This is a genomic window from Streptomyces sp. NPDC050738 (genome assembly GCF_040654175.1).
Taxonomy (GTDB): Bacteria; Actinomycetota; Actinomycetes; order Streptomycetales; family Streptomycetaceae; genus Streptomyces.
The window spans coordinates 387,562-400,087 of record NZ_JBFAHN010000006.1 but is presented as its reverse complement, the minus strand read 5'-3'; the positions used below and the strand labels follow the sequence as shown (position 1 = coordinate 400,087).

General features: G+C 71.7%; 11 protein-coding genes. 6 read left to right on the top strand and 5 right to left on the bottom strand.

All coding sequences use genetic code 11. The features are described from left to right. The first annotated feature begins 108 nt into the window (after window positions 1–108). From AB0H78_RS18800 to moeZ, 5 genes are all read left to right on the top strand, one after another. Window positions 109–1,713 (top strand): DUF3492 domain-containing protein, encoded by a 1,605-nt coding sequence (locus AB0H78_RS18800; protein WP_363235657.1) that lies wholly within the window; start codon window positions 109–111, stop codon window positions 1,711–1,713. 112 nt (window positions 1,714–1,825) lie between these two features. Further along, complete coding sequence (locus AB0H78_RS18795) at window positions 1,826–2,857, top strand: hypothetical protein (protein ID WP_363235535.1); 1,032 nt, start codon at window positions 1,826–1,828, stop codon at window positions 2,855–2,857. Window positions 2,858–3,015: 158 nt separating this feature from the next. Further along, a complete protein-coding gene (locus tag AB0H78_RS18790) occupies window positions 3,016–3,978 on the top strand; it encodes an NAD-dependent epimerase/dehydratase family protein (RefSeq protein ID WP_363235534.1) in 963 nt (320 codons plus the stop codon). Beyond that, window positions 3,966–4,682, top strand: a complete 717-nt coding sequence (locus tag AB0H78_RS18785) for a spherulation-specific family 4 protein (RefSeq protein ID WP_363235533.1) — start codon at window positions 3,966–3,968, stop codon at window positions 4,680–4,682. Before AB0H78_RS18790 ends, AB0H78_RS18785 begins: the two co-directional genes overlap by 13 nt. A 67-nt stretch (window positions 4,683–4,749) precedes the next feature. Then, entirely contained in the window at window positions 4,750–5,928 is a 1,179-nt protein-coding gene (moeZ, locus tag AB0H78_RS18780) for an adenylyltransferase/sulfurtransferase MoeZ (RefSeq protein WP_329122474.1), read from the top strand. A gap of 65 nt (window positions 5,929–5,993) precedes the next feature. Here the strand turns inward: moeZ and AB0H78_RS18775 are convergent, their stop codons facing one another. Together AB0H78_RS18775 and AB0H78_RS18770 are read right to left on the bottom strand one after the other, a co-directional pair. Further along, on the bottom strand, window positions 5,994–6,788 hold the full coding sequence (locus AB0H78_RS18775) for a ParB/RepB/Spo0J family partition protein (RefSeq protein ID WP_363235532.1): 795 nt from the start codon (window positions 6,786–6,788) through the stop codon (window positions 5,994–5,996). Next, window positions 6,788–7,549: a ParA family protein gene (locus tag AB0H78_RS18770; RefSeq protein ID WP_363235531.1), complete on the bottom strand. Its 762-nt coding sequence runs from the start codon at window positions 7,547–7,549 to the stop codon at window positions 6,788–6,790. The genes AB0H78_RS18775 and AB0H78_RS18770 overlap by 1 nt, the downstream gene beginning before the upstream one ends. A gap of 103 nt (window positions 7,550–7,652) precedes the next feature. Here AB0H78_RS18770 and AB0H78_RS18765 point away from each other — a divergent pair, with 103 nt between their 5' ends. Next, window positions 7,653–8,774, top strand: a complete 1,122-nt coding sequence (locus tag AB0H78_RS18765) for a PP2C family protein-serine/threonine phosphatase (RefSeq protein ID WP_363235530.1) — start codon at window positions 7,653–7,655, stop codon at window positions 8,772–8,774. A gap of 12 nt (window positions 8,775–8,786) precedes the next feature. On the opposite strand, the gene AB0H78_RS18760 is transcribed toward AB0H78_RS18765, so the two are convergent. The 3 genes from AB0H78_RS18760 to AB0H78_RS18750 are packed head-to-tail and all read right to left on the bottom strand — an operon-like array spanning window position 8,787 to window position 12,484. After that, a complete protein-coding gene (locus tag AB0H78_RS18760; RefSeq protein ID WP_363235529.1) occupies window positions 8,787–10,334 on the bottom strand; it encodes an alpha/beta hydrolase in 1,548 nt (515 codons plus the stop codon). Between the two features lie 45 nt (window positions 10,335–10,379). Further along, window positions 10,380–11,459 (bottom strand): hypothetical protein, encoded by a 1,080-nt coding sequence (locus AB0H78_RS18755; protein WP_363235527.1) that lies wholly within the window; start codon window positions 11,457–11,459, stop codon window positions 10,380–10,382. Next, window positions 11,456–12,484, bottom strand: coding sequence for a hypothetical protein (locus tag AB0H78_RS18750; RefSeq protein WP_363235525.1), 1,029 nt, complete (start codon window positions 12,482–12,484; stop codon window positions 11,456–11,458). The genes AB0H78_RS18755 and AB0H78_RS18750 overlap by 4 nt, the downstream gene beginning before the upstream one ends. Window positions 12,485–12,526 lie beyond the last annotated feature (42 nt).

The following is a 12,526-nucleotide window of genomic DNA, read 5'->3' as shown; positions in this document are numbered from 1 at the left end:
GATGGACAACCGTCCGTCGCGCCACCTCTCCGTCCGCTTACGGTCGTCCCGCTGCGAGTCACCGCCACCAACGGCGGCCGCGGTCAAGGGAGATCGGGGGTGTTTCGGTTGCGGATCGGACTGCTTACGGAAGGTGGTTATCCGTATGCGACGGGTGAGTCCAGGCTCTGGTGCGACCGGCTGGTGCGCGGGCTCGAACAACACGAGTTCGACGTCTACGCACTGAGCCACAGCGCGCAACAGGAGGAGCGCGGCTGGATCGCGCTGCCGCCCCAGGTGCATCTGGTGCGCACCGCCCCGCTCTGGGCGCCCGGCGACGACGGCCTCGCCCACGGACGCCGCGAGCGCCGCCGCTTCGCCGGCCACTTCGCGGACCTCGCGGCAGCGGTCTGCGGTGACGGCGAGAACTTCGCGCAGGGCCTCTACGGACTGGCCGAACTCGCCATCGAATGCGGCGGTCTCTCCACCGCGCTCCGCTCCGAGGCGGCCATACGCATCCTCGAATCCGCCTGCCGCACCCCCGGCGCGAGCCGCACCGTCCAGGCCGCCAGGATCCCCGACCTCCTCGACTTCGCCGCCCTCCTGGAGCGTGCGCTGCGCCCGCTGTCGCTGAGCGACTGGTACGACGAGGACGGCCTCGGCGCGGTCGATCTCTGCCATGCCACGTCCGGCGGATCCGCCGCACTTCCCGGTCTGCTGGCCAAGCGCTTCTTCGGGGTGCCGCTGCTGGTCACGGAGTACGGGGTCCGGCTGCGCAGTCAGTACCTCGACCTCGCTGCGGACCAAGTCCCCGCTCCCGTACGAGCGTTGATCGCCTCCTTCCATCGCCGGCTGGCCGCCGAGGTGTACGCGCAGGCCGACTTCGTCACCCCCGGCAACACCCACGCCCGCCGCTGGCAGGAGAAGTGCGGGGCCGACGTGGCGAAGCTGCGTACGGTCTACCCCGGCATGGAGGCCGGCCGCTTCGCGGCGGTGGGCGACGCGGAGGGCCCCGGCGAGGCGGACACGCTGGTCTGGGTGGGCCGTATCGACCCGTCCAAGGACCTCATCGCGCTGCTCCACGCCTTCGCGGAGGTACGGAAAGAAGAGCCGGAGGCCCGGCTGCGCATCGTCGGAGCCCCCGCCCAAGGACCCGAGGGCGCGGCATACCTCTCCCACTGTCGCGCCCTCGCGGCACAACTGTTCCCCGACGAGGCCGCCGACCTGCACGCGGTCGGCTCCAACCCCGTCACCTTCGAGGAGATCGGCGGCCCGGAGACACCGGACCTGGCCGCCGCGTACGCCTCCGGCGCGGTCGTCGTGCTCTCCAGCGTGGTCGAGGGCTTCCCGATCAGTCTGGTCGAGGCGATGTTCTGCGGGCGTGCGACGGTCTCGACGGATGTCGGTGCGGTGGTCGAGGTCATCGGCGGTACGGGTCTGGTGGTGCCGCCGCGCAATCCGCGTGCGCTGGCCGACGCGTGCGTGATGCTGCTGCGCGATCCGGAGCGCAGGGACCGGCTCGGGGCGGCGGCGCGCGCGCGGGCGCTCGAACTCTTCACGGTCGAACAGAACCTCGCGGCATTTCACGGCATTTACCTGGAGATGATCTCGCGCAGTCCGGTGCGGCGGGTGGGGTCGTCGCCCCAACTCTTCGCGAATCCTGCGGAGTTGTACGTGGAGGCTCCGCTGGCGGCAGGGACGCATCTGCCGAGCTGGGCGGGGGTGGAGCAGTGACCGCAGTCCAGCTGGACCTCCTCCGGGGTTCAACCCCGACCCGGGCTCCTCAATGGCCGGCAGGGCTTGATCCTGCCGGGTGTTCGGTTTCGTTCGCCGGGGAGGGCTGCGCATGAGTACCCCCGCCCCCGCGCGCAAGCAGCCGCCCCGCGGGCCCGCCGACCCCGTCAAGGCCCTCATGCACCGGCATCGTGAGCTCTGTGAGCGGGCCGTCGACCCGCTGGAGATCGCCGCCGGGCTGGAGGCGCACGGGGTCACCGACCGCACCGCCGCCCGCTTCCGGCACCGCGACGTCTTCTCGCTCGCCGAGGAGCTCTACGCCCGCGTCCCGCGCCCGGACGATGCCGCGGCCCCGGACCCCGTCCCGCAACCCGGCCCTGCCGTCCCGCACGCACCTCTGTACGGGCTGCTGCCCGGCGTCGTGACAGCCGCCGCCGTGGCCGGAGTTCACCTCACCCACGGGGAAGCGCGGCTCGGCGTCATCGCGGGGGGCGCCATCGGCCTCTCCCTGGCCATGGGGTTCACCCTGCGCCGTGGCCCCCTCCAGGTGCGTGGCCGTATCGTCCCCGCCACCCGCCTCTACGTCCTGTGGCTCCTCGCGTACACCGTCTACGGACCCACTCTCCTCGACCAGCTCATCACCGGCGGCCCCGACGGGCCCTGGCCGATGACCTCCGGCCCGCTCCTGGCCCTCGCCCTCGCGGTGGCCCCGGCGGCCTGGTGTGCCTGGCTCTTCTCCACGCGGGCCCGCCGCAAGCTCGCGACCAGCCGGGGTACGGGCGAATTCGCCGCGCACACACGGCCGTTGCTCCTCCTCACCACCGCACTCCACCTCGCCCTGCTCACCGGGCTCCTCCTCCTCACCCAGAGCCTCACCCCCGCCAACCTCGCTCTCGGCGCCGCCCTCCAGCTGGCCAGGCTGCTGACCGTGCACGGCTTCCCCGACGGCCCCGCCGCCGTCCTGGCCGCCGTCTGCGCAGCCCAAGTCCTCGCCGCCGCAGCCGCGTTGATCAGCAGGCTCCCCGGCTGCGGGTTCATCGAGACCGGAGCAGCCGCCATCCCCGTCGTCGCCGTCACCGCCGCAGCCCTCGCGCTCCTCGCGCACGCGGCGACCGCACTCACCCGCGCCTCGGCGCACGCCTGAGACCGCTTCATCCGCCTTCATCCACTCCACCCGCGGAGCCGACACCGCGGGCGGAACCCCTCCCGTACGACCGAGCAACATCCCTAAGGAGAAAGCCACATGAGCCCCGCACCCCCAATCGCCGCCCCGGCCCGTCGGTCCCGAAAGGTGGTCGCGCGATGAGGGTCCTGCTGCTCGGAGCCAATGGTTACCTCGGCCGCTTCGTCGCCGACCGGCTGCTCGCCGACCCCGCCGTGCACCTCACGGCGCTGGGCCGCGGCGACGACGCCGACGTCCGTTTCGACCTCGCAGGAGGGTCGCCGGGCGCGCTCACCCGCTTCCTTGACGCCGTCCACCCCGGCGTCGTCATCAACTGCGCCGGCGCGACCCGTGGCGGCGCCCGCGACCTGACCCGCCACAACACCGTCGCCGTCGCCACGGTCTGCGAGGCGATGCGCCGCTCCACCTCCAGCGCCCGCCTGGTGCAGCTCGGCTGCGCCGCCGAGTACGGCCCGTCCCAGCCGGGCTCCTCGACCGCGGAGGACGCCGTCCCGCGCCCCGGCGGCCCGTACGGCGTCTCCAAGCTCGCCGCATCGGAACTCGTCCTCGGCTCGGGCCTGGACGCGATCGTCCTGCGCGTCTTCTCACCGGTCGGCCCCGGCACCCCTGCGGGCTCCCCGCTCGGCCGCCTCGCCGAGGCGATGCGGCGCGCGATGCAGTCGGGCGACGGGGAGCTGAAGCTCTCCGGCCTCGGCGTCCAGCGCGACTTCGTCGACGTGCGCGACGTGGCCCGTGCCGTCCACGCCGCCTCGCTCTCCGCCGCCCAGGGCGTCGTCAACATCGGTACGGGCCGTGCGGTCAAGCTCCGCGACGCCGCCGCCGTCCTGGCCCGCGTTGCCGGGTACGGAGGCGCGCTGCACGAGCTGGACGCCCCGCCCGCCCGCCACTCGGGCCTCATCTCCCCCCGTACGGAACAGAACCCGATGGAGCACCTCGGCGCCCCGGCCCCGTACCCCGACGGCTGCGGCAGCTGGCAGCAGGCGGACGTCCGCACCGCCCGCGACCGCCTCGGCTGGCGCCCCCGTATCAACCTCGAAGAGTCGCTGGCCGACATCTGGATGGAGGCGGCATGCCGCATCTGACAGCGCAGCCCATCACCCGGCTCGGATTCGGTGTGCCGGGCTACGCGCACCCCCTCGTCGCCCCCGTCGAATGGGCCGAACTCACGCGCCCCGGAACGCCGTTGCACTGGACCGTGCTGAACGTCTCGCACGGCCCAGGTGCCCGCCCCGACCCGCACTGCCTGGACGCGGCGGGGAAGCTGCGCAACGCGGGCATCAAGGTCCTGGGCCATCTCGACATGACGTACGGCGCCCGCGCCTACGGCGAACTGATGACCGACGCCGAGCGGTTCCGCGAGTGGTACCGCGTCGACGGCTTCTACCTGGACCGCGCCCCCACCGAGCGCTCCGACCTCCCCGAGACCCGCCGCCTGACCTCCGCCCTGGAGGGCCACACGGTCCTCGGCCACGGCACCCACCCGCACCCCGGCTACGCGGAGGCCGCAGACCAGCTGGTCACCTTCACCGGGCCGTGGACGGACTACCGCTGGTCACAGGTGGCGGAGTGGACGGCGGAGTACGACGCGTCGCGCTTCTGCCACTTCGTGCACGGCCTGCCGCGCACCCACCTGGAGGAGGCCGTTCGCATCGCGCGCTGGCAGGGCGCGGGGACGATCTTCTTCACGGACCGCACCGAGACTTCGGCCGATACCAGCCCATTCGAGACCCTGCCCGGGTACTGGGACGAAATCGTCTCGCGGATCGGACCGGGTGTCTCGGAATGAGAAGGGGCGTGGCAGTGTTACGGAGAGAACAACCGTACGTAGATACATATCGACCAACGGAGTCCCCGTGTCGCTGCCACCCCTGGTTGAGCCGGCTGCCGAGCTCACCGTCGACGAGGTCCGCAGGTACTCCCGCCACCTGATCATCCCGGATGTCGGGATGGACGGGCAGAAGCGGCTGAAGAACGCCAAGGTCCTCGCCGTCGGTGCGGGCGGCCTCGGTTCGCCCGCCCTGATGTACCTCGCCGCCGCCGGTGTCGGCACGCTCGGCATCGTGGAGTTCGACGAGGTCGACGAGTCGAACCTGCAGCGCCAGATCATCCACAGCCAGGCCGACATCGGCCGCTCGAAGGCGCAGTCCGCGAAGGACTCGGTCCTCGGGATCAACCCGTACGTCAATGTCGTCCTGCACGAGGAGCGCCTCGAAGCAGAGAACGTCATGGAGATCTTCTCCCAGTACGACCTGATCGTGGACGGCACGGACAACTTCGCGACGCGCTACCTGGTCAACGACGCGTGCGTGCTCCTGAACAAGCCGTACGTCTGGGGCTCGATCTACCGCTTCGACGGCCAGGCGTCCGTCTTCTGGTCCGAGCACGGCCCCTGCTACCGCTGCCTCTACCCGGAGCCCCCGCCCCCCGGCATGGTCCCCTCCTGCGCCGAGGGCGGCGTGCTCGGCGTGCTCTGCGCGTCGATCGGCTCCATCCAGGTCACCGAGGCGATCAAGGTCCTCACGGGCATCGGCGACCCGCTCGTCGGCCGCCTGATGATCTACGACGCCCTGGAGATGCAGTACCGCCAGGTCAAGGTCCGCAAGGACCCCGACTGCGCGGTCTGCGGCGAGAACCCGACCGTCACCGAGCTCATCGACTACGAGGCCTTCTGCGGCGTCGTGTCCGAGGAGGCCCAGGAGGCGGCGCTCGGCTCCACGATCACTCCCAAGCAGCTCAAGGAGTGGATCGACGCGGACGAGAAGATCGAGATCATCGACGTCCGTGAGCAGAACGAGTACGAGATCGTCTCGATCCCCGGCGCGAAGCTGATCCCCAAGAACGAGTTCCTGATGGGCACGGCGCTCGAGTCGCTCCCGCAGGACAAGCGCATCGTCCTGCACTGCAAGACGGGCGTCCGCAGCGCGGAGGTCCTCGCGGTCCTGAAGTCCGCGGGCTTCTCGGACGCGGTGCACGTGGGCGGCGGCGTGATCGGCTGGGTCAACCAGATCGAGCCCGAGAAGCCGATCTACTAGACCGGGTGACGTCAGAGGGGCCGGCCCGCACAGAACGTGCGGACCGGCCCCTTTGTCGTACGCGGCTATCGGCTGCCCAGCAGCTCCACAAGACGCTCCAGCGCCGCCGGTGACAGATGGCGCCGCAGCCCGTCCACGACCTCCTCGGGCGTGGACCGCGCGCTCAGCTTGATTACGCCGTAATCACGCCGCGCCTTGGGCACGGAGGCGGCCGCCGCGTCCGGCAGTGCCTGCTCCTCCACGGGCAGCCGGGCGATCCGCCGGGCGTCCTCCACCGACAACAGGCCCTCGGCGAGCGCCTCCTGGAGCTCGGGACGCAGCCGCATCAGCGAAAGCCGCTGCGAGACGAAGCCCTGCGACTTCCCGATGCGCCCGGCGACGTCGCGCTGCGAGTAGCCGTAACTGCCGATCAGCCCCTGGATCGCCTGGGCCTGCTCCAGCTCCGTCAGGTCGTCGCGCTGCACGTTCTCGATCAGCGCGTCCTCGCCGCTGCGCGAGGCGTCCTCACGTACGAGAACCGGCACCTCCCGCAGTCCCGCGATCTTCGCCGCGGCCAGCCGCCGGTGCCCGTGCAGCACCACGTACGGGGCGTCGCCGACCGCGTCCGCGTGCTGCGGATGGGCGGCGAGAAAGGTCCCGCGCGAGACGACGCCCAGCGCCTGCAGCACCCCGCGCTCGCGCAGCGTCTCCGCGAGCCCGTCCAGGTCGCGCAGTTCGTGGCGGGGGTTGTCGGGATTCTCGGTGAGGTCGGTGAGCGGGACGGTCAGCTGGTACGTGTCCCGGGCGACCGGCTCGCGCACGGCCGCCTGCCCGCCCTCCGGGGCCCCGAGGAGGGACGAGAGGTCCCTGCGCCGCCCCATCAGGCGCTCACCCGCTTCTTCGCTCGCGGCCTGCGGGCCTTCGCCGGGGCCGGGATGACGGCGAGGCCGACCTCCAGCGCGAGCCGGAAGAAGTCCTCGCGGGCCTGCAGGGCGACGCGGTTCGCCCCGTACTGCGTGACGACGAGGCCGTCCGCGGAGGCCCGGGTGTGCAGCTTGTAGTGGCGTACGACGGCCCGCGCCAGCGGCCACCCCTGCGCCTCGACGAACGCCCGGGTCTGCTCCAGGTCGGCCTTCCCGTCGCGCGGGTCCCAGTTGTTGATGACGACCCGGAACGGCAGCCCCCGCGGCTTCACGACCCGCTCGATCGTCCGCTGCGTGGGCTGGAAGCCCAGCGGCTCGGGCTCGATGGGCACGATGACGTCGTGCGCGGAGTCCAGGACGGCCCGCAGCGCATCGGCGGCAGGCCCCTTGCCGAGGGGGTCGTCGCCGGGCCCGTCGGCCAGATCGAGCCAGCCCGGGGTGTCCACGAAGACGTGCTGCACGGAGGGGATCCGCGCCAGCGCGGCCAGTCCCGGCAGGTCGTCGTGGGCCTGCACGAAGTCGAAGGGCAGCGCCTCGCCGACCCGCTCCGACCACCACGCCGCCGACCCCTGGGGGTCGATCGAGACGGCGACCACCGGCGGCTGCCCGCCCGCGACGCCCGCCCCCAGGACGTCGGCCGTGACCGCCGCGAGGTTGACGGCAAGCGTGGACTTACCGACCCCACCCTTCTGGTTCAGGATCACGTGCACATGGGCCATGGCCACTCCCTTGGGCGGTTCTTAACGGGCATTTAGGGTGTACGGCTACTGTGGCAGCGAGGCCCACCAAAGGGTCACATACGCGCCGAAAAGGGATCCGACCATGCCGACGCCGGGACGCCGCTTCACCCGCTTCCTCATCGAGCGGGACGCGACCGTCACGCAGCAGCGCGTCTGCTTCGCCGTCCTGCTCCTGACCATCGCGGTGATCAACTTCGCCGAGTACACGACGCCTCAGACCGTGCGCGTCATCCTGATCGTCTCTCTTATCCCGCTCGTCGGATCCCTCGTTCTGGGCATCGCCCGCACCGCCGTTCTGGCCGCCATCGCGAGCGCGTCGGTCGCCGTCGCGTACGCCGTGCTCGTGCCCGACGAGCACGGCCCCAGCGAGGAGGCCGTCGCCCTGATCTCCACCTGTGGGCTGAGCCTGCTCGCCCTGCTCATCGCCCGCCTCGGCTCCCAGCGCCAGCATCTGCTCCAGCAGGCCCGCTCCACGGCGGAGGCGGTCCAGCTCGCGCTCCTGCGCAAACTCCCGCTCCGCACCAAGGACTTCGAGGTGTATGGGGTCTATCTCGCCGCCGACGAGTACGCACGCGTCGGCGGCGACCTCTACGAGGTCATCGAATCGCCCTTCGGAACCCGCGTCCTGGTGGCCGACGTCCGCGGCAAAGGACTCGACGCCATCAACGCGGGCGCGACCGTCCTCAGCGGCTTCCGCGTCGCGGGCTACGAGGAACCGGACCTGGCGCAGCTCACCGCGCGCATGGAGAACGTCCTCGACCGCTACAACGAGTACGCGGCCGGCGCGGGCCAGGAGGAGCGCCATGTCACCGCGCTGCTCGTCGAGTTCGACCCGGTGCGGCGGCTGATGCGCCTGGTGAACTGCGGCCACCTGGAGCCCTATGTCGTCGGGCCCGCCGGGGCCGTGGAGGTCGACCTGGGCGAGGCCGGCCTCCCGCTGGGCTTCGGCTCGCTCGTCGCGGACCCGGAGCGCCCGGTCGTGGAGCTCCGGCTCCCGCGCGAGGGACGGATGCTGATGTTCACGGACGGGGTCACGGAGGCGCGCGACGCGCGCGGCGAGTTCTATCCCCTCGCCGAGCGCCTCGAAGGCTGGACCCACCTGGAGCCGGCCGCGCTCGCCAAGGAGATCGAACGGGACCTCGGCGCGTACGTCGGCGGCCGCCTCCAGGACGACGCGGCCATCCTGGTGGTCGCGGCGCGCTGAGCGCTGCCGCGGTTACCCGCAGACCGCGCCGTTCGCCGGGACCTTGCCGTCGAGCAGATAGCCGTCGACCTTCTTCGCCACGCAGCCGCTGCCGCCGTGGTACGCGCCGTGGCCCTCACCCTTGTTGGTGAGCAGGACCCCGACCCCCGCGCCCAGCGCGTCCGCCATCTTCTTCGCGCCCTCGTACGGGGTCGCCGGGTCGCCCGTCGTACCGACGACCAGGATCGGGCCCGCACCCTTCGCGTCGGCGACCGGGTGGTCGCGCTCGCCGGTCACCGGCCACTGGTTGCACCAGCCGGCGGTGTCCCAGGCCAGGAACTCACCGAAGACGGGGGAGAGTTCATGGAACGAGGGGAGCAGCGCCTTGGCCTGGGCCTCGGTGGGGTGGGTCTTCGTGTCGGCGCAGTCGATGGCCCGCTGGGAGCTGGACTGGGTGGAGTAACGGCCCTTCTCGTCACGGTCGTTGTAGGAGTCGGCCATGGCGAGGAGGAGGTCCCCCGTCCCCTGCTGCTCGGCTTCCTTGAGGCCCTGGGTGAGGTAGGTCCAGCTCGACTTGGAGTAGAGCGGCATCACGATGCCGGTGAGGGCGAGCGACTGGTTGAGCTTGCGGCCGCCGGAGGTGGGCAGCGGGTTCTTGTCGAGGCGGGCGAGAAGGGCCGCGATCTTCGCGGTGCCCGCCTTCGGGTCCTGGCCGGTCGACTTGAGGTAGTCGTCGAGGGCGCGCTGGAAGCCGAGGGCCTGGTTGCGGGCGTGCCCGACCGCGTCGGCGGTGGGGTCGACGACGGCGTCCAGGACGATGCGTCCGACGTGCGTCGGGAACAAGTGGGCATAGGTGCCGCCCAGTTCGGTCCCGTACGAGAAGCCGAGATAGTGCAGCTTCGCATCGCCGAGGACCGCGCGCATCAGGTCCATGTCGCGCGCGGTGTTGCTGGTGGTGACGTACGGGAGGACCTTGCCGGAGCGCTCTTTGCAGCCCTGGCCGAAGTCGGCGGTGTCCTTGAAGTAGGCGGCCGTCTCGGCAGGTGTGTCGGGGGTGAGGTCGACGGACCGCTCGGCCGCCGCCTGCTGCGCATCGCTGCGGCAGACGACACCGGCGCTGCGGGAGACGCCGCGCGGATCCCAACTGACCAGGTCGTAGCGGGTGTTGAGATTCCGGTACTCGGAGGCGGCCTGCGGGAGAATGTCCACGCCCGAGCCGCCGGGCCCGCCGAAGTTGACCAGCAGCGAGCCCAGCCGGCTGGACCCGCTCCTGGCCTTCTTGCGTACGAGAGCGAGGGAGATGGTCTCGCCGGCGGGGTGCGCGTAGTCGAGGGGGACCTTGACGGTGGCACAGCTCCATCCGCCCGGACTGTCCTTGCAGGAGCCCCAGTTCGGCTTCTGCGAGGTGAGCGACGCGGGCAGGACGGAGCCGCCCTGGGAGGGGGCGGGGGCCGGGGGCGCGGGCGTGGTGGAGCCCTTCGCCTCGGGCACGGGGGAATCCGTACCGCCGCTGTCGCAGCCGGTGAGCAGGGCGAGCGCTGCCGTGACGGAGAGTGCGGTGGCGCGTATGAGCTTGGTCATGCGGTGGTCCCCCTCGTGATGTCCGGTCATCGTAGGGCAGGCGGTTCAGCGGGGGACGGTGATACGCAGGGGGCCGCAGCCGGTGCGGGCGGCTTCGGCGGCCGCGTAACGGGGGAGCAGCGCCTTGATGTCGGCGGCGTGTTCGGCGTCGTCGAACTGTACGAGGAAGACGGCATTCCCCTTCTGGCAGCCCGCACGGAAGACGGCGAGGTCGGCGCGGACGATGCCTCTGCCCGCGGTGCTCTTGATGGGAGTGCCGCCGTTCAGGACGGTGTCGTAGTAGATGCCGGCGAGACGGGGGTCGGTGATGGTCATGAGGCGCATGCGGGGGCGGCTGTAGTTCGAGGCGAGGTCGCAGGTGCGGACCGGTCCCGTGCCGCTGGTGACCAGCGGGTGGTCGAGGGCCGGGTCTTTTGTGTAACCGGCGGCGAGGGCCAGGCCCTTGACGCCGCAGAAGTCGCCGGGCTTCTCGTCCAGGGACTGGGGAACGGCGGGCAGGTGCGCGGACCGGTCGGCGATGGTGCCGCTGCAACCGCTCGTCACCATCGCGCGGTTGACGAGCTTGACCAGGGCGCGGGCCAGGGCGGCCCGGTCCCCGGCGTCGATCTTCCGGCCCGGATTCGCCGTGCCCATCGCGATGTCGATGACAGCGGGGCCCCTGTTCGCATCGCTGCGGCCGGCGCAGTCCTCCGGCAGCGCCAGCCAGGCGCGGGTGTCGGAGGCCATGCCGAGGAGACCGCCGCCGAGAGGGCTGAGCCGGGCGCTCAGGAACTCGTCCGCCCACTGTCCGCTCGCGCCGCCGTGATCGCCGGAGAGTTCGTGGGCGGTGGCGGTCACCTGCCAGGTGAGCCGGGAGAGGCGACAGGACCCGCTGAGGCCGCTGCTCGTCAAGCCGTTGGAAATCAGGGGCAGTTCGGCGGATTTCACGTTCCCGGGCGTATGGAAGAGGCCGGTGATGTCGCTCTGGTCGAGTGCGCCCCAGCAGGGGGAGCTGTCAGAGGCGAAGGCGCCCGTCTGCCAGGCGGTGGTGCCGGCCCCGATCAGGAGGCCCGCGAGGGCCGCGGCGACAACTGGACGGAGGCGGCCGCGCAGGAGGTGGGCCAGGCGGGGGCGGAGGGGCTTCACGAGGTGGCTCCTGCCGGGGGAAGGGTGGTGATGGCGGCACAACCCAGGCGCTGCGCAACGGCGTTGGCGAAGACGGCGAACGTACGGGCGGGAGGTACGGCGCCCGGGTCCAGCGTCAGGAACGTGGTGGCGCGGCCCGCGCAGTCGGCGCGCAGCACCGCGTAGTCGTCGGTGAAGGTGCCGGTGCCGCGCCAGCCCGGAAGCCTGGTGGTGCCCGCCGTGTCGCCGAACAGGGCGGAGATGCGGGGCTCGGCGACCATGAGGAGGTCGAGGATCTCCGTATGGCTGTCGTGGGAATCGCGTACCGCACAGGACTGGAGATCGCGGCTGACCGCGCCCACCTGGTACTCGAGGCGGGTGGCGCGTGTCTGCGGGAAATCCAGGCCGGGGATGCGGCAGGCGCGCCCCGCGAAGTAGCTCTCGGTCTCCTCGGGGAGGGAGAGCACGGGCGAGGTGATGCGCAGAGGTTTCGCCGGGGCACAACCGGCCTTCTCCATACCGTGGTTGGCGGCGGCGGTGATGATCTCGGCGACTTCGCCGATACCGCCGAGATCGGTGGTGGACGTGGCGTCGGTCTCCAGGGCCACGGCGGTCGGACGGCCGTCGGAGGTGTCGCACTTCGCGGGGAGCACGAGCAGACCGGTGTCGGCACCGGCGGCGCCGGACAGGCCGTCGGGGAGCGGGACCCTGCCGGGGCCGAGATGGCTGAAGATCCAGCCGGTGCGCTCGGACGGGGACGCGGGGGCAGGGCCGTACGAGACGGTCACGGTGACGTCGCCCTTGCTCGTGGCGACCGTGGCGGTGCAGGTGCCCTGCGGGTGGCCGGGGGAGGGCGTGCCGCCCTTGTCCTCCCTGAGCCGGACCGAGTCGCTGCCCTCGCCCTCCTGCCAGGAGCCCCAGCAATGGCTCGTCTCCGGAGAGCTGCCGAACGGGCCGGTGCCGGTGGCCCAGGTGACGGCGGTGGCCGCGACGAGCGCGGCGACGGCCGCGGTGAGCAGTTTGGTGCGCCTGGTCTTTGGTATCACCCGGTGATCTCCCCCTGATCGATCGGCCGGATGATCGTACGC